The 26,988-nt window shown below is 64.9% G+C and carries 23 protein-coding genes, 4 pseudogenes and 1 riboswitch; of the genes and pseudogenes, 16 read left to right on the top strand and 11 right to left on the bottom strand.

All coding sequences use genetic code 11. From position 1 onward, the window contains the following. The first annotated feature begins 11 nt into the window (after nt 1–11). The 6 genes and pseudogenes from lgt (at nt 12) to ALC15_RS20625 (ending at nt 5,613) form a co-directional block, all read left to right on the top strand. Complete coding sequence (gene lgt / locus ALC15_RS20650) at nt 12–857, top strand: prolipoprotein diacylglyceryl transferase (RefSeq protein WP_050628841.1); 846 nt, start codon at nt 12–14, stop codon at nt 855–857. A gap of 84 nt (nt 858–941) precedes the next feature. Then, complete coding sequence (locus tag ALC15_RS20645; RefSeq protein ID WP_050628909.1) at nt 942–2,000, top strand: class I SAM-dependent methyltransferase; 1,059 nt, start codon at nt 942–944, stop codon at nt 1,998–2,000. Then, nucleotides 1,997–2,758: pseudogene (gene pgeF / locus ALC15_RS20640) on the top strand (peptidoglycan editing factor PgeF); the annotation flags it as partial. The gene ALC15_RS20645 and the pseudogene pgeF, both read left to right, overlap by 4 nt. Before the next feature lie 79 nt (nt 2,759–2,837). Next, nucleotides 2,838–3,770: a MerR family transcriptional regulator gene (locus ALC15_RS20635; RefSeq protein ID WP_050628840.1), complete on the top strand. Its 933-nt coding sequence runs from the start codon at nt 2,838–2,840 to the stop codon at nt 3,768–3,770. A 102-nt stretch (nt 3,771–3,872) separates the two neighbouring features. Further along, a pseudogene (locus ALC15_RS20630) lies at nt 3,873–4,480 on the top strand (hypothetical protein). Nucleotides 4,481–4,659: 179 nt separating this feature from the next. Continuing rightward, a complete protein-coding gene (locus ALC15_RS20625) occupies nt 4,660–5,613 on the top strand; it encodes a ribose-phosphate pyrophosphokinase (RefSeq protein ID WP_050628839.1) in 954 nt (317 codons plus the stop codon). Between the two features lie 151 nt (nt 5,614–5,764). Here ALC15_RS20625 and ALC15_RS20620 read toward each other — a convergent pair whose 3' ends face one another. Beyond that, nucleotides 5,765–6,571: an SDR family NAD(P)-dependent oxidoreductase gene (locus ALC15_RS20620; RefSeq protein WP_050628838.1), complete on the bottom strand. Its 807-nt coding sequence runs from the start codon at nt 6,569–6,571 to the stop codon at nt 5,765–5,767. A 119-nt stretch (nt 6,572–6,690) separates the two neighbouring features. Next, nucleotides 6,691–7,272, bottom strand: coding sequence for a 6,7-dimethyl-8-ribityllumazine synthase (locus ALC15_RS20615; protein WP_050628837.1), 582 nt, complete (start codon nt 7,270–7,272; stop codon nt 6,691–6,693). Nucleotides 7,273–7,349: 77 nt separating this feature from the next. After that, a riboswitch (FMN riboswitch) is annotated at nt 7,350–7,503 on the bottom strand. A gap of 442 nt (nt 7,504–7,945) precedes the next feature. On the opposite strand from ALC15_RS20615, the gene ALC15_RS20610 reads away from it, so the two are divergent. Both ALC15_RS20610 and proC read left to right on the top strand, forming a co-directional pair. Next, the gene (locus ALC15_RS20610) at nt 7,946–8,446 is read left to right on the top strand and encodes a type III secretion system chaperone family protein (RefSeq protein ID WP_016844492.1); all 501 of its coding nucleotides are present in this window, start codon (nt 7,946–7,948) and stop codon (nt 8,444–8,446) included. 128 nt (nt 8,447–8,574) lie between these two features. Beyond that, a complete protein-coding gene (gene proC / locus ALC15_RS20605; RefSeq protein ID WP_200914680.1) occupies nt 8,575–9,453 on the top strand; it encodes a pyrroline-5-carboxylate reductase in 879 nt (292 codons plus the stop codon). An 8-nt stretch (nt 9,454–9,461) separates the two neighbouring features. Here proC and ALC15_RS20600 read toward each other — a convergent pair whose 3' ends face one another. From ALC15_RS20600 to ALC15_RS20580, 5 genes and pseudogenes are all read right to left on the bottom strand, one after another. After that, complete coding sequence (locus ALC15_RS20600) at nt 9,462–9,872, bottom strand: thioesterase family protein (protein ID WP_050628835.1); 411 nt, start codon at nt 9,870–9,872, stop codon at nt 9,462–9,464. Nucleotides 9,873–10,027: 155 nt separating this feature from the next. Then, nucleotides 10,028–10,230, bottom strand: a pseudogene (locus ALC15_RS20595) (tautomerase family protein). A gap of 119 nt (nt 10,231–10,349) precedes the next feature. Beyond that, nucleotides 10,350–11,864 (bottom strand): histidine--tRNA ligase, encoded by a 1,515-nt coding sequence (hisS, locus tag ALC15_RS20590; RefSeq protein ID WP_094193987.1) that lies wholly within the window; start codon nt 11,862–11,864, stop codon nt 10,350–10,352. 71 nt (nt 11,865–11,935) lie between these two features. Next, nucleotides 11,936–12,400: a YegJ family protein gene (locus ALC15_RS20585; RefSeq protein WP_244486182.1), complete on the bottom strand. Its 465-nt coding sequence runs from the start codon at nt 12,398–12,400 to the stop codon at nt 11,936–11,938. 249 nt (nt 12,401–12,649) lie between these two features. After that, entirely contained in the window at nt 12,650–13,729 is a 1,080-nt protein-coding gene (locus ALC15_RS20580; protein ID WP_050628833.1) for a branched-chain amino acid aminotransferase, read from the bottom strand. A gap of 331 nt (nt 13,730–14,060) precedes the next feature. Between ALC15_RS20580 and ALC15_RS20575 the strand changes: the two genes are divergently transcribed. From ALC15_RS20575 to ALC15_RS20565, 3 genes are read left to right on the top strand one after another with little or no spacing between them, the layout of a single operon-like run. Beyond that, nucleotides 14,061–14,609 carry a MarR family winged helix-turn-helix transcriptional regulator gene (locus ALC15_RS20575; RefSeq protein WP_050628832.1) on the top strand — a complete coding sequence of 183 codons (549 nt, stop codon included), beginning with the start codon at nt 14,061–14,063 and terminating at the stop codon, nt 14,607–14,609. A gap of 20 nt (nt 14,610–14,629) precedes the next feature. After that, complete coding sequence (locus ALC15_RS20570; RefSeq protein ID WP_095733638.1) at nt 14,630–15,334, top strand: response regulator; 705 nt, start codon at nt 14,630–14,632, stop codon at nt 15,332–15,334. A gap of 9 nt (nt 15,335–15,343) precedes the next feature. Continuing rightward, on the top strand, nt 15,344–16,729 hold the full coding sequence (locus ALC15_RS20565; protein ID WP_050628830.1) for an ATP-binding protein: 1,386 nt from the start codon (nt 15,344–15,346) through the stop codon (nt 16,727–16,729). Here the strand turns inward: ALC15_RS20565 and ALC15_RS20560 are convergent, their stop codons facing one another. From ALC15_RS20560 to ALC15_RS20550, 3 genes are all read right to left on the bottom strand, one after another. Continuing rightward, nucleotides 16,730–18,883 (bottom strand): TonB-dependent siderophore receptor, encoded by a 2,154-nt coding sequence (locus ALC15_RS20560; RefSeq protein WP_244486176.1) that lies wholly within the window; start codon nt 18,881–18,883, stop codon nt 16,730–16,732. 836 nt (nt 18,884–19,719) lie between these two features. Then, complete coding sequence (locus ALC15_RS20555; protein ID WP_050628829.1) at nt 19,720–20,250, bottom strand: DUF3617 domain-containing protein; 531 nt, start codon at nt 20,248–20,250, stop codon at nt 19,720–19,722. A 42-nt stretch (nt 20,251–20,292) separates the two neighbouring features. Further along, nucleotides 20,293–20,592: a hypothetical protein gene (locus ALC15_RS20550; protein WP_050628906.1), complete on the bottom strand. Its 300-nt coding sequence runs from the start codon at nt 20,590–20,592 to the stop codon at nt 20,293–20,295. A 166-nt stretch (nt 20,593–20,758) separates the two neighbouring features. Between ALC15_RS20550 and ALC15_RS20545 the strand changes: the two genes are divergently transcribed. The 4 genes from ALC15_RS20545 (at nt 20,759) to ALC15_RS20530 (ending at nt 23,534) form a co-directional block, all read left to right on the top strand. Next, nucleotides 20,759–21,235: a hypothetical protein gene (locus ALC15_RS20545; protein ID WP_050628828.1), complete on the top strand. Its 477-nt coding sequence runs from the start codon at nt 20,759–20,761 to the stop codon at nt 21,233–21,235. 113 nt (nt 21,236–21,348) lie between these two features. Then, nucleotides 21,349–22,035: a ribonuclease T2 family protein gene (locus ALC15_RS20540; protein ID WP_050628827.1), complete on the top strand. Its 687-nt coding sequence runs from the start codon at nt 21,349–21,351 to the stop codon at nt 22,033–22,035. 164 nt (nt 22,036–22,199) lie between these two features. After that, entirely contained in the window at nt 22,200–23,060 is an 861-nt protein-coding gene (locus ALC15_RS20535; RefSeq protein ID WP_050628826.1) for a 23S rRNA (adenine(2030)-N(6))-methyltransferase RlmJ, read from the top strand. A 261-nt stretch (nt 23,061–23,321) separates the two neighbouring features. Further along, nucleotides 23,322–23,534, top strand: a complete 213-nt coding sequence (locus ALC15_RS20530; RefSeq protein ID WP_016844477.1) for a cold-shock protein — start codon at nt 23,322–23,324, stop codon at nt 23,532–23,534. Between the two features lie 290 nt (nt 23,535–23,824). Here the strand turns inward: ALC15_RS20530 and ALC15_RS20525 are convergent. Continuing rightward, nucleotides 23,825–24,447 (bottom strand): annotated as a pseudogene (locus tag ALC15_RS20525) (outer membrane protein). A 262-nt stretch (nt 24,448–24,709) separates the two neighbouring features. Between ALC15_RS20525 and uvrC the strand changes: the two are divergent. Further along, nucleotides 24,710–26,818, top strand: coding sequence for an excinuclease ABC subunit UvrC (gene uvrC / locus ALC15_RS20520; RefSeq protein ID WP_050628825.1), 2,109 nt, complete (start codon nt 24,710–24,712; stop codon nt 26,816–26,818). Nucleotides 26,819–26,988 lie beyond the last annotated feature (170 nt).

Genomic DNA, 26,988 nt, shown 5'->3' with positions numbered 1-26,988 from the left:
CAACCCGCACGATGCCGTTCCTGCTGATCGACTTTCCGGTGTTCAACCCCGTCGCGCTCGCGCTCGGGCCGATCGTAATCCGCTGGTATGCGCTGGCCTATATCGTCGGCATCGTGCTGGGCTGGATCTACGCCCGCTCGCTGATCAAGAAGGAACGGCTGTGGGGCGGCCCCGCGCCGATCACGCTGCCGCAGCTCGACGATTTCATCCTCTGGGTCACCATCGGCATCATCGTCGGCGGCCGCACCGGCTATGTGCTGTTCTACAATTTGCCGTTCTTCATGGCGCACCCGTCCGAGATCCTCGAATTGTGGAAGGGCGGCATGTCGTTCCACGGCGGCTTCCTCGGCTGCGTCGCCGCGGTGATGCTGTTTGCCCGCCGCAACGACATCCCGATCCTGTCGCTCGGCGACATCACCACCGCGGTCGCGCCGATCGGGCTGCTCCTCGGCCGGCTCGCCAACTTCATCAACAGCGAATTGTGGGGCCGGCACGCCGACCCGAGCCTGCCCTGGGCCATGATCTTCCCCAATGGCGGGCCGCTACCGCGCCATCCGAGCCAGCTCTATGAAGCCGGCCTCGAGGGCATCGTGCTGTTCACGGTGCTGGCGATCATGATCCGGATGGGTGCGCTGAAGCGGCCCGGCCTGATCCTCGGCAGCTTCATTGCGATCTACGGCATCGCCCGGATCATCGGCGAGCACTTCAGGGAGCCGGACCCGCAGCTCGGATTCCTGTGGGGCGGACTAACCATGGGGATGCTGCTGTCGGTGCCAATGATTATCGTGGGCGCTATCATCATCACGGCCGCCGTTCGCCGCAGGGCAAACGGGCCGGCGCCGACAACTCCAACCTAGCGCAAGTTCATTCCAAGGAAGGCCGTGAGCGAACCCTCCCCGTTGCTGGATGAGATCAGGAAGCTGATCAAATTATCCGGGCCGATGCCGGTCTGGCGCTACATGGAATTGTGCCTGATGCATCCGCAGTACGGCTATTACCTGTCGCGCGATCCGCTCGGCCGCGAGGGCGACTTCACCACGGCGCCCGAGGTCAGCCAGATGTTCGGCGAGCTGCTGGGGCTGTGGAGCGCCTCGATCTGGCGCGCGATCGGCTCGCCCGAGACGTTCCGTCTGATCGAGCTCGGACCCGGCCGCGGCACCATGATGGCCGACGCGCTGCGAGCGCTTCGCGTGCTGCCGCCGCTCTACCAGTCGCTCAGCATCCATCTCGTCGAGGTCAATCCGGTGCTGCGCGAGAAGCAGCAGGCGACGCTGACCGGCGTGCGCAACATCACCTGGCACGACAGCATCGACGATGTGCCCGAGGGACCGGCCGTCATCCTCGCCAACGAATATTTCGACGTGCTGCCGATCCACCAGATGGTCCGCCGCGAGACCGGCTGGCACGAGCGCACGGTCGGGATGGACGCCAATGGCAGCCTGTATTTCGCGCCCGCCCCCGAGCCGACGCCGCACTTCGAGGTGCTGCTGCCGCCGCTGGTGCGCGCCGCGCCGCTCGGTGCGGTGTTCGAGTGGCGGCCCGACAACGAGATCATGAAGCTAGCGACGCGGGTGCGCGACCAGGACGGCGCCGCGCTGATCATCGACTACGGCCATCTGCGCAGCGACGCCGGCGACACCTTCCAGGCGATCGCGCGCCACAGCTTCGCCGACCCGCTGAAGAACCCGGGGCAGGCCGACGTGACCGCGCATGTCGACTTCCAGGCGCTGGCGCGGGCCGCGGAGGACGTCGGCGCGCTCGTCCACGGGCCGGCGACGCAGGGCGACTTCCTCAAGCGCCTCGGGGTCGAGGCTCGCGCCGCAGGACTGATGGCGAAAGCCAGCCCCGAAATGTCCGCCGACATCGCCGGTGCACTGAGGCGGTTGACCGATTCCGGGCGCGGCGGGATGGGCTCGATGTTCAAGGTCATGGCCATCTCCGATCCGCGCCTCACCTCGATCGCGGGCCTCAGCGATCAGCCTGACGAGACCGAACAATGACATTGGGATCACCGCTGCTGTCGGCCATTCCGGGCCTGCGCCACGCCTTCTTCTCGCGCGAGGGTGGCGTCTCCGAGGGCATCTATGCCGGCCTCAATGGTGGTCTCGGCTCGCACGACGATCCGGCCAATGTCGCGGAGAACCGGCGGCGGATGGCCGAGCAGCTCGGCGTGCCGCTCGACCACCTGATCAGCGTGCATCAGGTCCACTCGCCCGACGTCGTGGCCGTGACCGGCCCGTGGAACGGCGCTGCACGGCCGAAGGCGGATGCGCTGGTCACGCGCATCGAAGGGCTTGCGATCTCGGTCACGACCGCCGACTGCGGCCCGATCCTGTTCGTCGATCCCGATGCGCGGGTGATCGGCGCGGCGCATGCCGGCTGGAAGGGCGCGCTGACCGGCGTGCTGGAATCGACCATCGATGCGATGGAGAAGCTCGGCGCCGAGCGCAGCGGCATCGTCGCCGCGATCGGGCCGCTGATCCGCAAGGAATCCTACGAGGTCGGCGGCGAGTTCGTCGAACGCTTCATCGAGGCCGATGCGGAAAACGGCATATTCTTCATGCCCGCCGAACGCGACGGCCATGCGATGTTCGATCTCGCCGGCTTCATCCGCATGCGGCTGGAGAATGCCGGCGTGCTGATGATCGACGATCTCGGCATCGACACCTATTCCGACGAGCGATGCTTCAGCTATCGCCGCTCGGTGCACCGCAAGGAAGCCGATTACGGCCGGCACGTTCACGCCATCGCGCTGGAAGCTGACGCCGGACACCCCCACGATTTTTGTGCGACAAGCGGCTTGACTCTCCACCTGCTGGAGACCGGACAAGCGGCGCATGACACAACGCACCTACAGCATCGGCGAGGCGGCACGGCTCAGCGGAATTTCTGTCCGCAAGCTCCGCTTCTATTCGGACCAGGGCTTGCTGCCGCCGGCCGGCCGCACCGCGAGCGGCTATCGGGTCTTCAGCGACGACGAACTGGTTCGCCTCGACCTGATCCGCTGCCTGCGCGATGCGGGGCTCGGTCTCGACGCCATCCGTGAGGTCCTGACCAAGGAACTCTCGCTCGTCGAGGCGCTGAAGCTCCGCCTCGAGACGCTGGAAGCGGAGATCGCGGCGCAGCGCCGCGTCGCCTCGGCCCTGCGGGCTGCGTTGCGTTCACCGCAACTCACCGAAGCAGACCTGAGGAGATTCCTGACCATGACGCAGCTGTCCCGCACTGAACGCCGCAACGTCGTCGAACGCTTCTTCGAGAAAGTATCCGACGGCATCAACATCGACCGGAAATGGATCCGGCAGATGATCGAAACCAGCGTGCCCGAATTGCCCGACGAGCCGACGCCGGAACAATGCGATGCCTGGATCGAGCTGTCGCAGATGCTCAGCGATCCCACGCTGGTCGCCAACATGCGCGCCAACGCCGAAGACGTCTGGAATCATCACATGCTGGACCTCGCCGCCTGGCAACAAGCCAACGAGGCCGTATTGGCGAGCGCCAAGGAGATCGTCGCGCGTGGCCTCGCGCCGGATTCGGAAGCCGGCAAGACACTGGCGCGCGACTGGCTGGAGACGTCGGCGCGACTGCTGAAACGAGAACCCGATCTGGAATTCCGAACCTGGATTCGCGGCAAGTATGCGCTGCACGATGCCCGCGCGGCGCGTTACTGGGAACTGGTCGCCATCATGCGCGGGCAGTCGCCGGACGCGAGCCCGAACCGCGAATGGGCATGGATCACGGCAGCTATGCGGCACCATCTCTCTGACTGAGCAAGGAAATCCGAAACCTCGTGGCGTGGCCATCGGATCGGTTAAGTGCTGTGGCCGTCCTGCCCTAGACGTTAAGCCGTTTTAACGATATCGCAGGACGCAATGAGGGAAGCGTCAAACCACCAGTTTCAAACTGGGACAGCCGTGCGTGCCGCGCTCGCGGCCACCTGGCTGGCGATCGCGTGTGCGCTCGGCGGCTGCGCGGCCGGCGGCAATGTCGCCGACTCCTATGCCATGGCCACCCCGGCGGGCAGCGGCGCAACCGTCGCGTTCGAATCGATCGACGGCCCGCGCCCCAGGTGTTCGACCGCATGGTGGGTGTGCTCGACAGCGAATCCAAGCTGCGCAGCCTTTCGATCGTGTCGCGCGAAGGCGCTGCGGCCTATCGTGTGCGCAGCTATCTGTCGGCGCAGGTGGTGCGCGGCCGGACCATGATCGCGTGGGTCTGGGACGTCTACGACAGCAATCAGCAACGCGCGCTCCGGCTCTCGGGCGAGGAGCCCGCAGGCAAGGCCGGCCGCGACGCCTGGGCCGCCGCCGACGATCTGGTGCTGCGCAAGATCGCCCAGGCCGGCCTCAGTGGCCTCTCCAGCATGATCAATGGCGGCCCGGCTGATGGCCCGGCCCCAGCACCGGAGCTCCGCGGGCCGGCGATGGTCAGCGCCCCGGCCCCCGCCGAGACCGTGGCCCTCAGCTATTCCGCCAACTAACCCCCGGTATCTCCCGGGGAAATGCGTTTTTTGCCCAGGAAAACCGTGGCGAAGGCGACCTAATGGGTTGCCAGCGGAGCCGCCTGCCTGATATTCCCTCGCGCACCGAAAACCCGCCGGTTCTGTAAGGACTTGAGATGCTGAACATCGTATCCAGCAAGGCGCGGGGGGAAGCATCGATGTCGGCAAAAAACGGATCCATCAAGCTCGTCGCCGGCAACTCCAATCCTGCGCTGGCGCAGGAAATCGCCAAGGGACTTGGCATCGAATTGACCAAGGCCGTGGTCCGGCGTTTCGCCGACATGGAGATCTTCGTCGAAATCCAGGAGAACATCCGCGGCTCGGACATGTTCATCCTGCAGTCGACGTCGTTTCCGGCCAACGACAATTTGATGGAGCTCCTGATCATCACCGACGCGCTGCGCCGTGCTTCCGCGCGCCGCATCACCGCGGTGGTGCCCTACTTCGGCTATGCCCGCCAGGACCGGAAATCCGGTTCGCGCACGCCGATCTCGGCCAAGCTCGTCGCCAACCTGATCTCCCGCGCCGGCGTCGACCGCGTCATGACGCTCGACCTGCATGCCGGCCAGATCCAGGGCTTCTTCGACATCCCGACCGACAATTTGTTCGCCGCGCCGCTGATGGTGCGCGACATCAGGGAAAAGTTCGACCTCGCCAAGGTGATGGTGGTGTCGCCCGACGTCGGCGGCGTGGCCCGTGCGCGCGGCCTCGCCAAGCGCATCAACACCCCGCTTGCGATCGTCGACAAGCGCCGCGAGCGTCCCGGTGAGTCCGAGGTGATGAACGTGATCGGCGACGTCGCCGGCTACAACTGCATCCTGGTCGACGACATCGTGGACTCCGGCGGCACGCTGGTAAACGCGGCCGAGGCCCTGATCGGGCACGGCGCCAAGGAAGTCTCGGCCTACATCACCCACGGCGTGCTGTCCGGCGGCGCCGCCGCGCGCATCGCCTCGTCGCGGCTGAAGGAACTGGTCATTACCGACTCGATCTTGCCGACCGAAGCCGTCAACAAGGCGCCGAACATCCGCCAGATCTCGATCGCGGGGCTGATCGCCGAAGCGATCGGCCGCACCGCGGCGGAAGAGTCGGTGTCGAGCCTGTTCGATTAGCACTCTGTCGTCCCGGCGAAAGCCGGGACCCATAACCACAGGGCTCCATTGTGGAACGCCGCTGTGGCCCCATCCTTCAACCAACAAACATTCGTGGCTATGGGTCCCGGCTCAAGGCCGGGACGACACTGAGTTTGCGGTAGCCGCCTCCTCAGAACCCCGGCCGCGGCACGTGGCTCATCAGCGTCCGCACGTAGCCGCCATCGACGATGATCTCTTCGCCATTGACATATGACGAGCGGTCGCTGGCCAGGAACAGCGTCGCGTCCGCCATGTCCTGCGGCGCGCCGATCCGGCGCATCGGCACCACGGCGGTGCGCCGCTCGGTGACCCCGGGGGTATCGTAGAAGGCCTGGCTCATCGGCGTGACGACCAGGCCGGGGCTGACCACATTGCTGCGAATGCCGTGCGGCCCCCATTCGGCGGCAAGCTGCTGCGAGAGCATCACGACGCCGGCCTTGCTGACGCTGTAGGCGCCGCTCTGGCCCTGCGCATTGCTGGCGGCGATCGAGGCGACGTGGATCAAGCTGCCGCGACCGGCCTTGCGCATCTGGCGGCCGAACGCCTGCGCGCAGATGAGATAACCGGTGAGATTGACCGCCAGCACCGCGTTCCATTCGGCAAGCGGCAGCGTATCGAGCCCGCCGGGACGCAGCACCGCCGCGGTGTTGACGAGGATGTCGCATGAACCAAGCGTGCGCGCGACGGCGTCGGCGACAGCAGCGACATTGTCCTCGCTGGTCGTGTCACAGCTTGCGACGAGATGGCCGTCGCCGAACTCGCGAAGCCTGGCCTTGGTCTCGGCCAGACCGCGTTCGTCGCGATCGAGTGCGGCGACTTTGACGTCGGCACGGGCGAAGCTGACCGCAGTGGCACGGCCGATGCCGCCGCCTCCGCCGGTGACAACGGCAACGCGACCCGACAGGCCGAGCCAGTCGGAGGAATGTTGTTCGGTCATGGGCGCCTCCCGCGCGTTCTGATTATGCCGGCAAGCATAACCGAACGCGCAGGCTACGAGAGCGATCCCGGCACGCATGCCGGAATCGCATCTTCGTCGGGCCTTAGGCTGTTGACGCGTTAGCCGGGTATCCCCGCCGCGACCTGGCCGCGCAGGCGTTCCAGGCTGAGCAGCGTGTTGGCGCAGGCTTCCGCGACCTCGATCCCCTTGATCACGAAGTGCTTGCGGAAGAAGTCGTAGTGCACCTCGGTCTCGTGGAACTGCTGCGGCGTCAGCACCGCCGAGAACACCGGCACTTCGGTGCGCAACTGCACATCCATCAGCGCCTTGATCACGGTGTCGGCAACGAATTCGTGGCGGTAGATGCCGCCATCGACGACGAGCCCGGCCGCAACGATTGCGGTGTAGCGGCGCGTCTTTGCCAGGAGCTGCGCATGCAGCGGGATCTCGAACGAGCCCGGCACCTCGAACACGTCGACATTGGTGATGTGACGGGCCTCGATCTCCTTCAGGAAGGAGATGCGGCATTCCTCCACCACATCGCGGTGCCAGGACGACTGCACGAAGGCAACGCGTTGCGGCTTTGCGAAGCGCGGATGCTCCGGCGCCGGCGGACCAGCCGGCGTGTCGGGAGCGCCTTCTGCTTGAGAGGTTTGGACTTCGGCGTTTTGAACTTCAGCGTCTTGCAACATCTGATTCATGGCTTTCCTCTTTCAGGACCAGAATCAGGGCATACGGACAACGACATTGACCCACGCGAAAACGCGAGGGCCGCCGCAACCGTTCTCTTTCATCCGGACTGTAACCGTCGGCTTCGGAATTGCACCGAATCTGCTGACCCTTTTTCCGGCTTCGCGGAAGAAGGCGCTCGCGGGCTTGGGCTCGTCACCCTTACCGCCGGTGGGGATTTTCACCCCGCCCTGAGAACATCGGCACGCCCGGGATGGACGCGCCTGAGCCGAAATATGACCAAACCGCGACAGCCGGGCAAGGCCTTGGCATGGGGAAACAGCATGTCCCCATGAGCGCGTTGCGGCTCTTGCAGAGTGAGGTGAGCGCCGGAAAGGCTGATTCACGCGTACGGCGAAGCGCCGGCAAATGGTTAACAAATCGTTTACCGACCACGAAGATTCCGATTTGTTCGCAAAATCACAAGTGTGGCGGAGATCAGCTGTGGACGATGCGCGCTTTGGCTGTGGACGGACTCGGCGTGCGGTTGCGCGGATTCCGCAAATCACATCACTTCATCGGCGTCAGGTCCAGGGGCATCCGGAAGCCCGGTCAAGGAGCTGTACTCGGCCACGACGCAGTATGTCGCAAGTGCCGGCTTCCGTGTGCGTATCAAGCGATCATAAGAACAAGGTCCGAGACGGCATGTCCCTCCTCGAAAGCATTATCGATTCCCGGAACAACCCGCTTGCGGTGGTCGAGGATATCGCCACCGACAACAACTGGGCGTTCGAGCGTTCCGGCGAAGACGAGGTGACGATTGTCTCCAAGGGAGACTGGATCGATTATCAGCTCTCCTTCACCTGGATGGGCGAGATCGAGGCGTTGCATCTCGCCTGCGCCTTCGACATGAAGATGCCGCAGGCGCGCCGCGCCGAGGTGCAGCGGCTGGTCGCTGCGATCAACGAACAATTGTGGGTCGGCCATTTCGATCTGTGGACCCACACCGGCATGGTGATGCATCGTCAGGCACTGGTGCTGCCGGGCGGCCTCACCGCCTCCACCGCGCAATGCGAGGCCATGGTGGTCAACGCGATCCACGCCTGCGAGCGCTACTATCCGGCGTTCCAGTTCGTGGTGTGGGCCGGCAAGTCGACCGCCGAGGCGATGGCCGCCGCGATGTTCGATACCGAGGGCGAAGCGTAAGGGTTCGCGGCCTTTCCACACGTCTCGGTGTCGTCCCTGCGAACGCAGGGACCCATACCCCGGCGGCCGCGGGGCTCACGCAAACTGCTTGTGGCTGACGTCACGCTTTACTAGAACCGCCTGTGGTTATGGGTCCCTGCGTTCGCAGGGACGACACAGAGTTTGCGGAGCCACCTGTGAGCACATCCAGCAGCGCACTGACGAATACGACCGGCGCCATCGCGCTTGCCGGCGCGGGCAAGATGGGCGGCGCGATGCTGACCGGCTGGCTCGCGCAGGGCCTTTCGCCGAAGCAGGTCGCGGTGATCGATCCGTATCTGTCGCCGGAGATCTCCGCACTCGCGGCGAAGGGCGCGCGGCTCAATCCGCAGGCGACCGACCTCGGCACGGTTGATACGCTTGTCGTCGCGGTGAAGCCGCAATCGTTCCGCGATGCCGGCGCTGCGTTGAAAGCATTGGTCGGCCCCTCGACCCTCGTGGTCTCGATCATGGCCGGCACGACCATCGCAGCGCTCGAGGAAGTCGTCGGCGGCGCGGTGGTGCGCGCGATGCCGAACACGCCGGCGGCGATCGGCCGCGGCATCACGGTCGCGGTGCCGTCAAAGCGCGTCACCGCAGCGCAGCGCGCCATGACCGATGCGCTGCTGAAGGCAACCGGGCTCGTCGAATGGGTCGACGATGAGGGCCTGATGGACGCGGTGACCGCGGTCTCCGGCTCCGGCCCGGCCTATATCTTCCTGCTCGCCGAAGAACTCGCCCGCGCCGGCGTCGCGGCCGGCCTGCCCGAGCAACTCGCAACCACGCTGGCGCGCGCGACCGTCGCCGGCTCCGGCGAGCTGCTGCACCGCTCGGACCTACCGTCGGCGACATTGCGGCAAAACGTCACCTCGCCCGGCGGCACCACCGCTGCGGCGCTGGAGGTGTTGATGGCGAGCGACGGCCTACAGCCGCTGATGACCCGCGCGATTGCCGCCGCGACGCGACGCTCGAAGGAACTGGCGAAGTAGCCCTTCGCCTACTGCGCCTGACCTGACGTTGCGGCCAGCCGCTTGTTGAAGCTCTCGACATTGATCAGGCCGCGGGCGTGGCGGCCTTCGCCGAGCTTGCGGGTGCCTTCGAACGCCCCGACCTCGAAGCGGATCACGCGGCGCTCGACCGCGACCACTTTCGCGGTGGTCCGCACCGTGGCTCCGACGAGCGCGGCGGCAAGATGACGGATGTCGACCTCGGTCCCGACCGTAACCCAGCCGGGCTGCAATGCTGCGCGGATGGCATCGCCCGATGCCATCTCCATCTCGAGGATCATCATCGGTGTCGCATAAACCATCGGCATATCAGGCACGAAATGCCCGACGGTGCGCTCCGGCGGCACCACGAGCATGCGCTCGGCGCTCATGCCGATCTTGATGAAGTCGCGTGCGTCCATAGGTGCCTCAAAAACACTGTCGTCCCGGGCAAGCGAAGCGCGACCCGGGACCATAACCACAAATATCAATTGATCGAAGGCTGTGGCCCCAGCGAACACAACAACCGGCATCGGTGGTTATGGGTCCCTGCTTTCGCAGGGACGACGACGGTGAGTTACTTCTTCGCCGCGGCCGCGCGCTCGACGAAGGACTTGCCGCCCTTCATCTTGTGATGCAGCGGCGCTTCGTTGATCTGGATCACGACCGCGTCGCGTCGACGCCGAGATTCTTCACCAGCGCCTGGGTGATGTCGCGCATCATGCCGAGCTTCTGCTCGTCGGTGCGGCCGGCGGCCATGCTCACGGTGATCTCAGGCATTGTTGCTCTCCCTCTTGTTGTCGCCATGGCCAGGCTGTTCCCGGCCATTCACGTCGGCGTGCATCAAACAAGAGGCGGATGCCCGGCACAAGGCCGGGCATCACATCACCAGCGAATGGCTATCCCCACGCCACGTCATGCCGCGCCAGGACCTCGCGGACTTTCGCGACCAGATCGGTCTCCGCGCAGGAGAATTGCGCCGGACGCGTCTCGCGCCATTCCTGATTGGACGCGATCGCAGCCGCGGCCTTGGCGCCCTCGATCAGATCCTTGATCTGCACCTCGCCGCGCGCCTTCTCGTCCGAACCCTGGATGATGACGCAGGGCGAGTTGCGGCGGTCGGCATATTTGAGCTGGTTGCCCATGTTCTTCGGGTTACCGAGATAGAGCTCGGCGCGAATGCCGGCCTGGCGCAGCTCTGCGACCATCTTCTGGTAGTCGGCGACGCGGTCGCGGTCGAACACGGTGACGACGACCGGGCCGAATTCGGCTCGCGTGTCGAGCTGGCCGAGCATGGTCAGCGCGGCCTGCAGGCGCGACACGCCGATCGAGAAACCGGTTGCCGGCACCGGCTCGCCGCGGAAGCGCGAGACCAGCCCGTCATAGCGGCCGCCGCCGCCGACCGAGCCGAACCGCACCGGGCGGCCCTTCTCGTCCTTGGTGTCGAGCAGCAGTTCAACCTCGTAGACCGGGCCGGTGTAATATTCGAGACCGCGAACCACGGTGGGGTCGATGCGGATGCGATCCGAGCCATAGCCGGACGCTGCGACCAGTTTTGCGATTTCCTCGAGCTCGCTCACGCCGGCCTGGCCAACTTCGCTCTTCGCGAGGTAGGTCTCCGCCGCCGCGATCGCCTCTCGCCAATCCGCACGCTGCTGCGTGACGGCCAGAACGATATCGGCATCCGCCGGGCTCAACTCAGCGCCCTTGGTGAAGTCGCCCTTGCCCTCTTCACCGCCATCCCATCGTCCGGGACCGAGCAGCTTGCGAACCTCGTCGGCGTGAAACTTGTCGAGCTTGTCGATCGCACGCAGCACCGTGAGCCTGCGGCCTGCATTGTCGTCGCCGCCGAGGCCGATCGCCTCGAGCACGCCGTCGAGCACCTTGCGGTTGTTCACCTTCACGACATAGGAGCCGCGCGGGATGCCGAGCGCTTCCATCGTGTCGGCCGCCATCATGCAGATCTCGGCGTCGGCCGCCGGCGTCGCCGAGCCGACCGTATCGGCGTCGAACTGCATGAACTGACGGAAGCGGCCGGGGCCGGGCTTCTCGTTACGGAAGACGTAACCGAAGCGATAGGACCGATAAGGCTTCGGCAGCGCGTCGAAGTTTTCCGCGACATAGCGCGCCAGCGGCGCGGTCAGGTCGTAGCGCAGCGAGATCCACTGCTCGTCATCGTCCTGGAACGAGAACACGCCCTCGTTGGGGCGGTCCTGGTCGGGCAGGAACTTGCCGAGCGCGTCGGTGTATTCCATCGCCGGCGTCTCCACCGGCTCGAAGCCGTAGAGCTCGTAGACGGCGCGGATCTTCTCGACCATCGCCCGCGTGGCCTTGATCGCGGCCGGGCCACGATCTTCGAGCCCGCGCGGCAGCCGCGCCTTCAGCCTCTGGGGTTTTTTGGATTTTTCGGCCATCGCGGGCATTTACCAGCGGACACGCAAGGCGGCAACCGCTTTGCGCCTCCGCCACGGCCGAACAGCGGTCTTCAGGGCTGCTCCATCCGCGCGCGAAGCGCGTCGGCATCGGCCTTCGGCATCGATTTCAGCAGCGGCTTGATGGTCTCGCCGCCGACGATCTTGCCGTTGCGCATGAACATCCAGTCCGAAATATCGGCCTGCTTGAACTCGACGAGGTCGCCGGCCTGCTTGCCCGGCAGGTCGCGCGGCTGGTTGGCGAAGCGGCCGGAATAGCTTCCGTTCGGCAGTTTCTTCACCTCGCGCATCCAGATGTGCTCGCCTTCGTTGCGATGGGTCGGAAAGCGGACCTTCAGGGAGTGCTGGGTCTCCGACGGCTTCGGCGCCTCATAGGACACCCAGAATGCCGGAAGCGTCTCGCGCGCATGGGCGATCGCGGCATTCATGTCCGAGTCGGCCGTGCGAACGTCGATCACAGGCGAGCGATCCTCCGCGCGCACGGTGCTCGTTCCGGAGAACGCGAACGCAGCCGTCATCAGCACGGCACAGGTCAGACGTGTTACGAGAGTTTCGGTCATTTCATCACGCGAGTTGGGAATGTTTGAAGCGGGAGGCGAGACTTTGTCGCGCGCTCGCGGCAGCCCGTTCATGCGATGACGGCCGACAACACGGAAAAATGACGACCGAAGCGAAGCGTCGGCGTGCTTGCTGGAGTTCCAAAAAGCAAGAGCGCCTCTTCCTTGCACAGGAAGAGGCGCCAAATTGTCAGCGGTGGAACCGCAGTGTCAGGCGACGTTTCGGATCCAGTTATGCGGGTCATTGGTGCGACCGTACTGGATGTCGACCAGCTTCTTGCGCAGGCCCATGGCGACCGGGCCGGCCACGCCGCTGCTGATCTGGAAATCGCCGCTCGCCGAGCACACCTTGCCGATCGGCGAGATCACGGCGGCGGTGCCGCAGGCGAACGCTTCCTTCAGCTTGCCGCTGGCGGCATCTGCGCGCCACTGCTGGATCGTGTAGGGCTCCTCGCGCACGCGCGTGCCGGCATCCTTGGCGAGCGCGATGATCGAGTCGCGGGTGATGCCGGGCAGGATGGTGCCGAGCGGCGGCGTCAGCAGCGAGCCGTCGTCGAAGGCGAAGAAGATGTTCATGCCGCCGAGCTCCTCGATGTAGCGGCGCTCGACCGCGTCGAGGAACACGACCTGGTCGCAGCCGCGCTCGATCGCCTCCGCCTGCGCGCGCAGGCTGGCGGCGTAGTTGCCGCCGCACTTCACCGCGCCGGTGCCGCCGATCGCGGCACGCGTGTAATTCTCCGACACCCAGATCGACACCGGCGCAGGACCGCCCTTGAAGTAAGAGCCGACCGGCGATGCGATCACCGAGAAGATGTATTCCGCCGACGGCTTCACGCCGAGGAAGATCTCGCTCGCGATCATGAACGGCCGCAGATAGAGGCTGCCCTCGCCGCCCGGGATCCAGGCACGATCGATCCGCACCAGCTGCTCGACCGCCTCGATGAACACATCCTCGGGCAGCGGCGCCATCGCCATGCGCTCGGCCGAATCGTGGAAGCGGCGGGCATTGGCGTCGGGACGAAACAGGTTCACACCGCCATCATCGCGCCGGTAGGCCTTGAGACCTTCGAAGATCTCCTGGGCGTAGTGCAGCACCGCGCCGGCCGGATCGAGCGGGAAATTCGCGCGGGCCTCGACGCGGGCGCTGTGCCAGCCCTTGCCCTGGCTGTAGCGGACGATCGCCATGTGGTCGGTGAAGACGCGGCCGAAGCCCGGGTCCACGAGCTTCGCCGCGCGATCCTTGTCGGAGGTCGCATTCGGCGAAGGATGGATGTCGAATTTCAAAGTCATTTTTCTTGCTTTCCGCTGTCGGAACCGGCGCCATACCGGGCGCCGGCCTGTTTCCCCCGGAGCCGTCAGGCTCGGCTGGCCCGGACTTCACCACCACCGGCCGCACGGGCCGGTTTCCATCGCCAACATGCGGTTTAGACATGCTTTTGCGGAACGCTGAAGTCCAGTATGTTTGCCGAAATGCCGCTCGACAATCGCACGGTAGTCCAATTTGCGGCCCAAACCGCCTCACAGGCTCTTTCAGGCCGAGTCAAACGCTGTCGGGGACGAAACGACCTAATGTTTCGTCGTGACAGTCAGTTTTGTAACATTGAACCCAAGATACGTCAATATGACTGACATAAATTTCTCAGGCATGGCTGCCAAGCCCGATTCGCAGGGAGACGATCATGCTCCTGCGACGGGCGGACGCGACCTGCGCTGGGACATCATCGAGCTCCTGTTCTTCGCCTACCGCGACTTTGTCGGCGACGCCGACCAGGAGCTGGAGGCATTCGGTTTCGGCCGCGCCCACCACCGCGTCATCCACTTCGTCACCCGCTATCCCGGCCTGAAGGTCGCGGACCTGCTCGACGTCTTGCGCATCACCAAGCAATCGCTCGGGCGCGTGCTCAAGCAGCTCTTGGACGAAGGCTACATCGTGCAGAAGACCGGCAACAACGATCGCCGGCAGCGCCTGCTCTATGCCACGCCGAAGGGCGAGGCGCTGGTCGCCAAGCTCGCAGGGCTGCAGACCGACCGCATCAACCGCGCGATCGCCGGCATCGATCCAGCCGGCGTCGAGACGGTCCGACAGTTCCTCCGCGCGATGATCGACCGCGACGATCCCGACAAGGTGCTCGAAGCGATCTTCGGCGGCGGCAAGAAAACAAGGGAGTGAACCTGGTGCAGGCTGCAACCATGATGCGCGCGCCGGTCGAGCCGGCCGACGACGCGCCGCACCTCCTTCTGGTCGACGACGACCGGCGTATTCGCGACCTGCTGTCGCGCTTTCTGTCCGGCGAAGGCTATCGCGTCACGACGGCGATGAGCGCCACCGACGCCCGCGCCAAGCTGCTCGGGCTGCATTTCGACTTGCTGATCCTCGACGTGATGATGCCCGGCGAGAACGGCTTCGACCTCGCCCGCTTCATCCGCACCTCCTCCACGGTGCCGATCATCATGCTGACCGCCCGCCATGAGGCGGAGGCCCGCATCGAGGGCCTGCAGATCGGCGCCGACGACTATGTCGCCAAGCCGTTCGAGCCGCGCGAGCTGGTGCTGCGCATCGGCAACATTCTCAAGCGCACCGCGCCGCCGCAGGTCGTGACCGTCGAGCAGATCGCGTTCGGCCCCTACATCTTCCACATCGAGCGCAGCGAACTGCGCCAGGGCGAGGAGATCATCCATCTCACCGACCGCGAGCGCGAGATGCTGCGTATCCTTGCCAGCGCTCCCGGCGAGACCGTGCCGCGCGCCGAGCTGACCTCTGGCGGCACCGTCAACGAACGCGCGGTCGACGTGCAGATCAACCGGCTGCGCCGCAAGATCGAGCACGATCCCGCCAATCCGCTGTTCCTGCAGGCGGTCCGCGGCATCGGCTATCGCCTGGTCGCCTCGCCGTAAGATCCAGCCATGAGCACGCTCGATTCCGGCCTGACCCTGATCAAGAACGCCTCGCAGCGCGTCTCGAAGGCGAACGGCTGGATGGGCAATGCGTTCAAGAGCTGGATGCCGACCGGCCTCTATGCCCGCGCGCTGCTGATCATGATCGTGCCGATGGTGATCCTGCAGACCGTGGTGGCGTTCGTGTTCATGGAGCGGCACTGGAACACGGTGACGCGGCGCCTGTCGGCCGCCGTTGTGTCCGACATCGCCGCGCTGATCGACGTCTACAAGAATTATCCGCAGGACAAGGACCGCGCCCAGCTTCGCCACATCGCCCAGAAGCTGCAGTTGGTGGTCGACTTCCTCCCCGCCGGCGACATGCCGCCGCCGGGGCCGAAGCCGTTCTTCTCGCTGCTCGACCAGACCCTCTCGGTGCAGCTCGGCCGCCAGATCAGCCGTCCGTTCTGGATCGACACCGTCGGCAAGTCCAACCTGGTCGAGATCCGCGTGCAGCTCGACGATTCCGTAATGCGGATCTTCGCCCAGCGCAGCGCGGCCTACGCCTCGAATTCGGAGATCTTCATCTTCTGGATGCTCGGTACCTCGACCATCCTGTTGATCGTCGCCGTGCTGTTCCTGCGCAACCAGATCAAGCCGATCCTGCGGCTCGCCGACGCCGCCGAGAGTTTCGGCAAGGGCCGCGAGGCGCCGAACTTCCGACCGCGCGGCGCGCGTGAGGTCCGGCGTGCGGCGCAGGCCTTCATCGAGATGAAGGCGCGCGTCGAGCGCTCGATCGAGCAGCGCACCGCGATGCTCGCCGGCGTGTCGCACGATTTGCGCACCATCCTGACCCGCTTCAAGCTCGAGCTCGCCCTGATCGGCGAAGGTCCCGAGATCGACGCGATGCGCAAGGACGTCGACGAGATGTCGATGATGCTGGAAGACTACCTCGCCTTCGCACGCGGCGATTCCGGCGAGGTCGCGCAGCCGACCGACATGGCGATGGCGCTGGAGGAGCTGCGCAGCGACGCCGAGCGCCACGGCCACACCGCGACCGTCGCATTCCACGGCCTGCCCGTGGTCACGGTGAAGCCGGCCTCGTTCAAGCGCTGCCTTGCCAACCTCGTTTCCAATGCGGCGCGCCATGCCAACACGATCTCGATCACCGGCCAGCGCGACCACCGCTATCTCAACATCACGGTCGACGACGACGGCCCCGGCATCCCCCCCGCCATGCGCGAGGAAGTGTTCAAGCCGTTCCTGCGGCTCGACGATGCCCGCAACCAGGACGAAGGCGGCAGCGGGCTCGGGCTTGCGATCGCCCGCGACATCGCCCGCTCGCATGGCGGCGACATCATGCTCAGCGAAAGCCCGATGGGCGGCCTGCGGGCGCAGGTGCGGGTGCCGGTGTAGCTACCAGCGGTAAGACAAGGTGCCGATCACCTGCCGCCGTTCGCCGGCATAGCAGTAGCCGGCCTGGCAGGTCTGGTAGTGCGTGTCGAACAGATTGGTCGCGTTGACGCGCATGGTGGCGCCGAGAAAGCGCCGGTCGAGCCTGCCCAGATCATAATCGATCACCGCATCGAACAACGTCGTCGCCGCATTCTGGAACGTGTTCTGGTCGTTGCCGAAGTTGGTCCCGATGTAGCGGACACCAAGACCAAGCCCGAGCCCTTCGACCGGCACGCCGGACTGGAAGGTGTATTTGCCGAACGCGGCGAAGGAATTGCGCGGAATGCCCGACAGCTCGTTGCCGGTGGTATCGGGATTGCCCTGCGTGATCACGACGTTGAGATGAGTGTAGGCCGCGGTGAGATCGAAGCCCTGTTGGAGCGCCAGCTTCGCCTCGAGCTCCACGCCCTTGGATTCGACCTGCCCGGTAGCGGCCTGGAACGCCATGTTGCTGGGATCGGTGCGCAGCACATTGTCCTGGGTGATGTCGAACACCGCGGCGGTCAGCAGCACCGGAAGCTGCGGCATCTGGTACTTGATGCCGATCTCCTTCTGCTCGCCGGTGGTCGGCTTGAACGGTGTCCCGGATAAGTCGACGCCGACCTGCGGGCTGAACGACGTCGCGTAGCTGACATAGGGCGCGATGCCGCTGTCGAAGACGTAAGCGAGGCCCGCCCGGCCGGTGAAGGCGGTCGCCTTCTGCGTTGACGGCACGCCGTCGAGACCGGCCGTCGTCGTCTGCGCCACCCAGCTCTGGCGACCGTTGAGCGTCAGAACGAAGCCGCCGAGCTTGGCCTGCTCCTGCGCATAGAGGCCGACCTCGTCGGTCGACTGCTTGTTGAAGATCGAGAATGCCGGCGTCGCGATCGCCTGCGCGCCGTAGTTCATGGTCAGGAGATTGAGGTCCGGCGCCGCGCCGTAACCGATCTTGTCGTTGTAGTAGGAATGGCCGTAGTCGACGCCGAACAGCGCCGTGTTCTTGATCGCGCCGAGCATGAACTTGGCCTCGGCCTGGTTGTCGAGCGTCACGGTGTTGAAGCTGTCGAGAATCCGCCATGCAGACCGCGACGCGAGATTGGTGCTGCTGTCGATCGAATCGATCTGGGTGTATTTCGCGTCGGTGTCGACCTGATAGAAGCGGAAATTCTGCCGCACCGTCCAGACGTCGTCGACATTGCGCTCGAACGCGTAGCCGATGCGATACTGCTTCTGATCCATCGCGCTGAAAGCCGGATCATTCGAGTAGATGTTGGTCAATCGGCCGTCGGGGGTGCGGAAGTTGCCGATGCTCGCGGCGGTCCGGCTGCTCTGATATTCGCTCAGGATCGTGAACGACGTATCGGCATCGGGCCGCCAGGTCAGTGCCGGGGCGATATAGGTGCGATCATCGTCGTTGCCGGGATACCAGGTCTTTGCGTCACGGAGCAGACCGGTGAGCCGGTAGTACAGCTGATCGCTGCCGGGCACCGGACCACCGATATCGAAGCTGCCCTGGTAACGATCGTAGGTACCGCCTTGCAGCTGCACCTCGCCAAACGCCGTCAACGGCGGCCGCTTGGTGGTGACGTCGACGATGCCGCCGGGGGAACCAAGACCATAGAGGCCCGAGGCCGGGCCGCGCAGGATCGACACGCTGTCGAGACCATAGGGCTCGATCTTGGGAATCGCGAAGTTGCCTCCGCCCTGGCGCAGGCCGTCGCGGTAGATCCCGGTATAGGTGGCATCGAAGCCGCGGATGTAGAAACTGTCGAACCGGGGGTCGTAACCGAACGCCGTGGTCGTGACGCCGGGCGTGTAGTTGACGGCGTCCTTCAGCGTCTGAACGTTGCGATCCCTGAGCTCCTTTTGCGTGACGACCGAGAGCGACTGCGGCGTCTCGATCAGCGCCGTGCCGGTCTTGGTGCCGGTCGTGCTGCCGGTTGCGACGTAACCGGTCGTCGTACCGATCGCCCCGGCGGCAGCCTGCGCGCGCGGAGCCTGGCTCTGCGCAGTCGCCGCGACAATGCGGCGTCGGCTCGCCGCGGCCGCGCGCGAAGCCCTGGTGTTCTGCCTTGAAGCGGCGGCACTTTGCTTCCTTGCAGCGCCGGATTGCTCCACCGTCACCGGCGGAAGCACGCTGACATCGTTTTGCGGAGGACTGGTTTGCGCCTGCGCACTGGCGACGTCTGCGCACACTGGCGCAAGCATGACCGAACCAAGAAACGCTGCGTTGATCGCAGCCGTCGATCCGAGCAAGCCACGCCTGCTCCGACACGAAACCATTCCCACCGAACAAATCCCCACACGCCCAGACTAATCATGATCGAGCCGCGCGATCGTCATTACGCAGGAATCGATTGGGGCGGATTTCTATCGGCGGGATCGGTGAAATTCCACACGCGCAAAATAGAATCGCTTGAAGCGCAACATTGGAGCGATTCAAAAACGACATGTTGTCGCAGCAACCAATCAGCGCGCAGTGCAGGCAATCGGCACGAAGACGCGTGTCTTCACTGATTGCTCGCGCGCGTGATACCCAGCAATCTCTCGATGATGTTGATTGCATCCCGCAATGCTCTCGCGCGTTGCACGGTCACGCGCGACATCTGCGATCCGCATTCCACGTCATTGCATACTGACGGCTTGCGCGAACGAGCGGTGGGACCCGTCATCCCTGCGCAAAGGCTTCGCCTTTGTCGCTGGGGGCGCGAGCCTTGCGGCGCAACTGCGCCGCTGGGCGAGCCTCGAAGGATGCGCGGCCACCAGCCGGGCCGTCGACCCTTCGAGACGCGCGTCGCGCTCCTCAGGGTGACGGGGGACGGATCAGATGGATCGCGCGTCAGCTCACCGCAAGATTGCCTTGCACGCTCGTCGCGGGCCGCGCGCAACGATGATGGCCTAAAAGCATAACGGCCTCTCCGCATGGGAGAGGCCGTGCTTGAACGCGCGGGCAGCAATCGAATACGCAGCGCCTACTTCTGCTTGGGCAGCAGGCCCTTCAGCTTTTCCATGTCCTTGATGTTCATCTTCATGCCGCCGGGCATGATGATGTCACCGGGCTTCTGGTCGTTCTTGCAGGCGCCGAGCCATTTCGCCTCGATGGTCATGGTGGCGTCATGGGCGCCGGACGGGCCGCCTTCGGAATGCGAGGTGCTCTTCACCGTGTAGGCCGAATTGAAGTCGCCGATGATCTCGGCATGCGAGGTCACGTTGACGCCGGCGATGCCGCAAACGCTGTCGCTGACATAACCGGTCGCGGTCTTCTGGACGTCCTGCTTGGCGCAGACCTGCTTTGCCAACGGAGAGGCCGCGGTGCTCATCTCCTTGTCGGTCGTCTCGTCGGTGCAATGCTGCATGGTCACTTCGGGGATTTGCCCACCGGTGCGCACCATCTTCATTTCCCACAGACCGGCCTTGCGGATCGGCAGGTCGACGGCGCTTGCGGCGCCGGTGGACAGGACAAGGCAAACGGCAGAGCCAAGCAAGGCAAGCTGTCGGGTCATGCGGCGAGCTCCCGGCTGAACGATCGAGGAATTTTGAGGCACTCAGTAGAGCGTGCGCACCGGTCTCTGCGCGGAGCCATAGGGCACCCAGCGGCAGGCGAACGAGATGTAGCCGCCTGGGTAACGCTGAACGGCCAGGAACTTGACCACCTTGCCGTAGGAGGCGCAGTGGTCGACGGCGAGCTGCCGGGCGTCGGTCTGGGCTGCCAGTGAATAGGCGATGATACCGCCGGTATCATTGCCCTTGAACGGCGGCACCGGCTGCATCCAGTCGGCTTGCGCCGGACCCACGGCCAGCATCCCGCTAACGGCAACCAGGCACGCAGCCAATTTCCTTCGCATCGCAGACTCCATTTCGCTAGGACCCAACATAGAGTGCGCCGGCGACGGTGAAAAGAACGAGCCGGCAGCCGACGGTGGACTTCTCGACAGGTGTTGCCGCGCTGCACTTGACCTTGCCGGGGCTTCACGGCACCGTCCGCCGCATCGGACAATCGGGTGGATTCCCATGCGCAACCTGTTCAACTCCCGCAACAAACTCGGCCGCACGCTTGGCCTCGGCGCCGCACTCGTGGTCGGCACGCTGGCCTTCGGGGGCACGGCGCAGGCCGCCAATCCGTTCGAGCTGAATTTCTGGCTGTCGGGCCCGCGCTATGACGGCAATGTCGCCCCGTGCGAGAAGGCCCTGGCGGCCATCAGCGATCAATTCCATGAGAAGGAAGCCACCTTCTGGAATTCGCCGCTCGTCATCACCGGCTTCAGCCGGGTTCACGAAACCGCGTTCCGGCCTTGGCAGTCCGACAATATCCCGCGCCGCTATTGCTCGGGCGATGCGCTCTTGAGCGACGGCAAGGTGCGCAAGGTCCATTATTCGATCATCGAGGACGGCGGCTTTGCCGGCATCGACCAGGGCGTCGAATGGTGCGTCGCCGGGCTCGACCGCAACTGGGCCTACAACCCGTCCTGCAAGGCCGCCCGGCCCTGATATTCCAACCGGATTGCTGAATCGGAAGCCGCCGCCATCACTGCCGGCGGCTTTTGTTCTTGAAATGTTCCGTGAGCCTGCTAGGCTTCGTGGGGTCGTGAGGGGAGCGTTTGATGCCTCGGTTGGTCACAATTTCCCGATTCCTGATTTCCGCTGTCTTTGTTCTCTGCGGTGCGGTTGGCGCCCCGGCCCAGGATCGCCGCCAGAATGCGCCCGGCGAATTCGATTTCTACGTGCTGTCACTGTCCTGGTCGCCGTCGTTCTGCGAGGCGGCGAGCGAGCGCGGCAACAACGGCCGCGGCACGCAGGCGCAGTGCGGCGGACGGCCCTACTCCTTCGTGGTGCACGGCCTGTGGCCGCAATATGAGCGCGGCTTTCCGGAATACTGCCAACGGCCCTCGCCGCGGCTCGCCCGCAACATCATGACCTCGATGCTCGACCTGATGCCGGCGCCCGGGCTGATCTACAATGAGTGGGACAAGCACGGCACCTGCTCCGGCCTCGACGAGCGCGCCTATTTCGAAGCCATCCGCAAGGCCCGCGCCGCGGTGAAGATCCCCGAGGAATTCCTGCAATTGTCGGAGCCGAAAACGATCGCGCCCGACGAGCTCGAGACCACGTTCATCAAGGCCAATCCCGGGCTCAGCAACTCCGCGATCTCGGTGACCTGCAACAGCGGCCGGCTCAGCGAGGTGCGGATCTGCATGAGCAAGGACCTGCAATTCCGCGCCTGCGAGGAAATCGATCGCCGCGCTTGCCGGCGCGATCAGGTGGTAATGCCGCCGGTTCGCGGCGGCTGAAGCCTGCTCCACGTCATCGCCGGGCGGACGCGCGTCGGCGTGCGGAGCGTCCCGCTCGTCGATGCCGTCACGAAATCGGCGAGATGAGGCGCAGATGCCCTGGGACATGCCGGGCATGACGAAGTACAACATGCGCACCCTCGGGAGCGCAGCGCGATCACAGCATGAACTACCGTCACGCCTTTCACGCCGGCAGCTTTGCCGACGTCATCAAGCACATCGTGCTGGTGCGCATGCTCACCTATTTGCAGGAGAAGCAGGCGCCGTTCCGCGTCATCGACACCCATGCGGGCGCCGGCCTCTATGATCTGACGTCGGGCGAAGCGCAGCGCGGCGGTGAATGGCTCACCGGCATCGCGCGCCTGATGCAGGCGCGACTCTCCGACAAGGCACTGCCCTTGATCGGGCCCTATCTCGACATCGTCAGGGCATTCAATCCACGCGGCGAATTGAAAACCTATCCGGGGTCACCGCTGATCGCGCGGGCGCTGCTGCGTCCGCAAGATCGTCTGACGGCCTGCGAGATCGAGCCCGGCGCGCGCAAGCAGTTGATCGATGCATTGCGACGCGACGCGCAGGCGCGCGTCGTCGATCTCGATGGCTGGATGGCGCTGCCCGCATTCGTGCCACCGAACGAACGGCGCGGCCTGGTGCTGATCGACCCGCCGTTCGAAGCGAAGGACGAGTTCGAGCGGCTGGCCGGCGCGTTCACGACGGCGTTCGCGAAGTGGCCGACCGGCGCCTATCTTTTGTGGTACCCCGTAAAATCCCGGAGAGCCACCGACGAACTCGCGCGCAGCGTTGCCGTTGCAGCGGCAACCAGCAGGCCCGCCGGCAAATGCTTGCGTTTGGAATTCAGTGTGGCGCCGCAAGAAGCCGAAGCCGGCCTCGTTTCCACCGGCCTTTTGATCGTGAATCCGCCGTGGACGCTGGCGAACGAGCTGAAGATCATCCTGCCCGAACTCGAGAAGCCGCTTGGTCAGGGCGGCGCGGCACGCTTCAGACTCGAGACGCCTAAACCTTGATCTACAGCACCCACTGAAAAGTTCGATTTTGAGCATAGGCAACGCGCGCGGAACCGTATTATGCTCATCCTGTTACGACTGGCTTTACGTTCCGCTTCCGCGAATGGTTGCGGCGGAGTGACAAGGCCGAAATAAGATCCAGGCAGACCGGCGGCGTGACGCCGGCCTGTTCAGGTGGCCAAGCTTCCGACAAGCGAATGTCGGTCAACCGCTACGCGGCGTGCGCGTAGCGGTGGAGCAATACGGGGGAGGAGTTTCCCGATGGCCATGACTGGGACAGTCAAGTTCTTCAACGGAGAGCGTGGCTACGGCTTCATCAAGCCTGATGATGGCGGCCGCGATGTATTCGTTCACATCACAGCTGTCGAACGTGCAGGGTTGAAGGACCTGACTGAAGGACAGCGCATTACGTTCGAGGTTGAGCCGGACAAGAAGGGCAAGGGCCCGAAAGCGGTCAACCTGGTGGTTTCATGACGAGCCCTCGCGATGCGCGGCTCGTCCTGAACGGCGAATGAAGCGTTGCGTGTGAGTTGACTGCCGGGCGCGTGGCTCGCGCTCGCTGCATGACAGCCTGCATGATGCGGACGCGACTGACGGTGCCGCATATCGGATGCGCGCGGCCGATCGGTTGGCTGCGCCGACGTCGCGGCGTTGATGCCGCCGCGCGCGATGTCGCCGTGATCTACGCAAAGCGTGATCTCCGCAAAGAAAAACCCGGCCGCGCGAGGCGCGGCCGGGAGTCGATCTCAGACGTTTTCTTGTTCTCAGAAGTGATAGTTGATGCCGGCGCGAACCAGGCTGAAGCTGTAGCCGTTCGACGCGCCGCCGGTGACCGTGAAGTTGCTGTTGGCGAGATCGACATAGAGATATTCGATCTTGGCGCTCCAGTTCGGGGCGAAGCCCATTTCGGCGCCGGCGCGACAGTGAAGCCCGCGTTGGTGTGACTCTCCGTCATGCCGAAGGTCTCGCCGCGCAGTTCGCCGAAGGCGAGACCGCCGGTCGCGTAGAACAGCACGTTGTTGACCGCATAGCCGGCGCGGCCGCGCACCGTGCCGAACCACGGGTTGGAGAATTTCCAGGGCGCGAACCGGTCGTCGGCCGTGGTGCCCTGGATATCGGCCTCGATACCGAACACCCAGGGTGAGCCGTTCTGGAAATTGTAGCCCGCCTGCACGCCGCCGACGAAGCCGGACGGCTTGGTCGGGTTGTTCTCGACCGAACCCCAGCCATAACCGACATTGCCGCCGAGATAGGGCCCGGCCCAGCTATAGGCATTGAGCGGCTGATAGACGGTATAGGGCGAGCCGTAGTTGAGGTCGGCCGCCGCCGCCGAGGTCGTCCAGCCTGCGACGATCAGTGCCAGCGCACGCGCAACAAACCGGGTCATGGGTACTCTCCACACGCAACTGCCGCAGCCCGCGGGCCAAGGCCTGCGTGGTTACGGAATTCCACTTTTTTCGCTAAGGTTTATCGAGAGTTTTAAGTTAAAGGGCTGTTAAGCCCGGTTACCGGCCCGCTCATCAGTCTTAACAATGTGTTACCGCCCCGCCGCGGCCGCCGCGCGCAGCCGGTAACCTCCTGCAATCGAGGTTGTTTTCGTGCGCCGTCGACGCTGGCGAGCAGTCGTTCGAGCGCTTAGTTTACGGCCCATGGTTCACGATTCTCCCGAACGTCCGACGCCCGTTGCCAAGGCCACCGCCAAGCCACGGCGCGGCTCAAGGTCCGACCTGCCGCAGGACGACCTGACACTCGACACCAGCGACGTCGATCCCGAGAGCTCCGCCGCCGAGGAGGAGGACGAGGCACGTCTGCCCGAGGCTTCGGAGGACAGCACCGAGACGGTCGCCGAGGGGACGCTCTCGGTCGGGCACGCCGCAATCGAGAACGCGGTGCGGCTCGCCCCGACCTCGCCCGGCGTCTACCGCATGCTCAACGCCGGCAACGACGTGCTCTATGTCGGCAAGGCGAAGAACGTCAAAAAACGGCTGTCGTCCTATGCGCGGGCCAACGCGCCGTTGCCGGCGCGCATCCTGCGCATGATCGCCGCGACCACGCATGTCGAGATCGTCTCGACCATGACCGAGACCGAGGCGCTGCTGCTCGAAGCCAACCTGATCAAGCAGCTCCGCCCGCGCTTCAACGTGCAGCTGCGCGATGACAAATCGTTTCCCTACATTCTAATCTCGGGCGATCACTGGGCGCCGCAGATCCTCAAGCATCGCGGCGCGCAGTCGCGGCCTGGCCGCTATTTCGGCCCGTTCGCCAATGCGGGCGCAGTCAACCGCACCATCACGGCGCTGCAACGCGCGTTCCTGATCCGCTCCTGCACCGACGGCTTCTTCGAAAGCCGCACCCGGCCCTGCCTGCTCTACCAGATCAAGCGCTGCGCAGGCCCCTGCACGCGCGAGATCGATTTTCCCGGCTATAGCGAGCTGGTGCGCGAGGCGACCGAATTCCTTTCCGGGCGCAGCCATGCCGTGAAGGAATTGCTCGCGGCCGAAATGGAGAAGGCCTCCGGCGAGCTCGAGTTCGAGACCGCGGCGCTGTACCGCGACCGTCTCGCGGCGCTGTCGGCGATACAATCGCAGCAGGGCATCAATCCGCGCACCGTGGAAGAAGCCGACGTGTTCGCGATCCACCAGGAGGGCGGCTATTCCTGCGTCGAGGTGTTCTTCTTCCGAACCGGCCAGAACTGGGGCAACCGCGCCTACTTCCCCAAGGCCGAGAAGAGCTTCACGCCCGAGGAGGTGCTGTCCTCGTTCCTCGCGCAATTCTACGACGACAAGCCGCCGCCGAAGCTGATCCTGCTGTCGCACGAGATCGAGGAAAGCGCGCTGCTCGCCGACGCGCTCTCGGTCAAGGCCGGATCCAAGGTCGAGGTCTCCGTGCCCAAGCGCGGTGAGAAGAAGGAGCTGATCGGCCACGCGCTCACCAATGCGCGCGAGGCGCTCGGCCGCAAGCTCGCCGATACCGCAACCCAGAGCCGGCTGCTGGAGGGCATGGTCACGACGCTCGGCCTGCCGCACACGCCAAAGCGCATCGAGGTCTACGACAACAGCCACATCCAGGGCACCAACGCGGTCGGCGCGATGATCGTGGCCGGGCCCGACGGGTTCATGAAGAACCAGTACCGCAAGTTCAACATCAAGTCCGAGGGACTGACGCCCGGCGACGACTACGGGATGATGCGCGAGGTGCTGGAGCGGCGCTTCAAGCGTCTCTTGAAGCCGCCTGAGGGCGAGACGGCCAAGGACGGCGCAAAACCCAACGAAAGCGACAAGGCCGATGACGAGTCGTTTCCGCAATGGCCTGACCTCGTCATCATCGACGGCGGCCGCGGCCAGCTCAACGCGGTCAGGGAGATTTTCGGGAATCTCGGACTGAGCGGGGTCTCGCTGATGGCGGTCGCCAAGGGGCCGGAGCGCGATGCCGGCCGCGAGACCCTGTTCATGCCGGACCGCGAGGCCATCAAGCTGGAGCCGCGCGACCCGGTGCTCTATTTCATCCAGCGGCTGCGCGACGAGGCCCACCGCTTCGTGATCGGCTCGCACCGCAAGCTGCGCAAGAAGGACATCCGGGAGGCCGGCCTGCAGGAGATCCCCGGCATCGGCCCGTCGCGCAAACGTGCCTTGCTGCACCACTTCGGAACGCTCAAGGAGATCGAGCGGGCCTCGATCGCCGACCTCGGCAAGGTTCCCGGCGTCAGCGCCGAGAGCGCCCGCAAGATTTTCGAGTTTTTCCACGCCCAGCCGGGTTAAACCAAAGGCGAGTCATCAGGGCGTCGCCTGCAACAGGGCATCTAGGGCATGATGCGGCAAAGTGTGAGGCGGCTGTCCGAAAAGATCATGCTTAAACAACGAGCTAAAGCGCCATGACGATTCCGCGTAATGTTGCCGCGCTTTGGCGCCCGCACGGTTGACCTTCTCGC

The organism is Bradyrhizobium viridifuturi, from assembly GCF_001238275.1.
In the GTDB taxonomy this organism is placed as follows: domain Bacteria; phylum Pseudomonadota; class Alphaproteobacteria; order Rhizobiales; family Xanthobacteraceae; genus Bradyrhizobium; species Bradyrhizobium viridifuturi.
Note: the sequence above shows the minus strand (reverse complement) of the source record. Positions and strands in the feature narration are given on the sequence as shown.

Excerpts from the sequence above, each read along its gene's own strand:
- lgt (WP_050628841.1), top strand. The coding sequence starts at position 12 with ATGCCGTTCCTGCTGATCGACTTTCCGGTGTTCAACCCCGTCGCGCTC.
- ALC15_RS20645 (WP_050628909.1), top strand. The coding sequence starts at position 942 with ATGCCGGTCTGGCGCTACATGGAATTGTGCCTGATGCATCCGCAGTAC.
- ALC15_RS20635 (WP_050628840.1), top strand. The coding sequence starts at position 2,838 with ATGACACAACGCACCTACAGCATCGGCGAGGCGGCACGGCTCAGCGGA.
- ALC15_RS20625 (WP_050628839.1), top strand. The coding sequence starts at position 4,660 with ATGTCGGCAAAAAACGGATCCATCAAGCTCGTCGCCGGCAACTCCAAT.
- ALC15_RS20620 (WP_050628838.1), bottom strand. The coding sequence starts at position 6,571 with ATGACCGAACAACATTCCTCCGACTGGCTCGGCCTGTCGGGTCGCGTT.
- ALC15_RS20615 (WP_050628837.1), bottom strand. The coding sequence starts at position 7,272 with ATGAATCAGATGTTGCAAGACGCTGAAGTTCAAAACGCCGAAGTCCAA.
- ALC15_RS20610 (WP_016844492.1), top strand. The coding sequence starts at position 7,946 with ATGTCCCTCCTCGAAAGCATTATCGATTCCCGGAACAACCCGCTTGCG.
- proC (WP_200914680.1), top strand. The coding sequence starts at position 8,575 with ATGGGTCCCTGCGTTCGCAGGGACGACACAGAGTTTGCGGAGCCACCT.
- ALC15_RS20600 (WP_050628835.1), bottom strand. The coding sequence starts at position 9,872 with ATGGACGCACGCGACTTCATCAAGATCGGCATGAGCGCCGAGCGCATG.
- hisS (WP_094193987.1), bottom strand. The coding sequence starts at position 11,864 with ATGGCCGAAAAATCCAAAAAACCCCAGAGGCTGAAGGCGCGGCTGCCG.
- ALC15_RS20585 (WP_244486182.1), bottom strand. The coding sequence starts at position 12,400 with ATGACGGCTGCGTTCGCGTTCTCCGGAACGAGCACCGTGCGCGCGGAG.
- ALC15_RS20580 (WP_050628833.1), bottom strand. The coding sequence starts at position 13,729 with ATGACTTTGAAATTCGACATCCATCCTTCGCCGAATGCGACCTCCGAC.
- ALC15_RS20575 (WP_050628832.1), top strand. The coding sequence starts at position 14,061 with ATGACTGACATAAATTTCTCAGGCATGGCTGCCAAGCCCGATTCGCAG.
- ALC15_RS20570 (WP_095733638.1), top strand. The coding sequence starts at position 14,630 with ATGATGCGCGCGCCGGTCGAGCCGGCCGACGACGCGCCGCACCTCCTT.
- ALC15_RS20565 (WP_050628830.1), top strand. The coding sequence starts at position 15,344 with ATGAGCACGCTCGATTCCGGCCTGACCCTGATCAAGAACGCCTCGCAG.
- ALC15_RS20555 (WP_050628829.1), bottom strand. The coding sequence starts at position 20,250 with ATGACCCGACAGCTTGCCTTGCTTGGCTCTGCCGTTTGCCTTGTCCTG.
- ALC15_RS20550 (WP_050628906.1), bottom strand. The coding sequence starts at position 20,592 with ATGCGAAGGAAATTGGCTGCGTGCCTGGTTGCCGTTAGCGGGATGCTG.
- ALC15_RS20545 (WP_050628828.1), top strand. The coding sequence starts at position 20,759 with ATGCGCAACCTGTTCAACTCCCGCAACAAACTCGGCCGCACGCTTGGC.
- ALC15_RS20540 (WP_050628827.1), top strand. The coding sequence starts at position 21,349 with ATGCCTCGGTTGGTCACAATTTCCCGATTCCTGATTTCCGCTGTCTTT.
- ALC15_RS20535 (WP_050628826.1), top strand. The coding sequence starts at position 22,200 with ATGAACTACCGTCACGCCTTTCACGCCGGCAGCTTTGCCGACGTCATC.
- ALC15_RS20530 (WP_016844477.1), top strand. The coding sequence starts at position 23,322 with ATGGCCATGACTGGGACAGTCAAGTTCTTCAACGGAGAGCGTGGCTAC.
- uvrC (WP_050628825.1), top strand. The coding sequence starts at position 24,710 with ATGGTTCACGATTCTCCCGAACGTCCGACGCCCGTTGCCAAGGCCACC.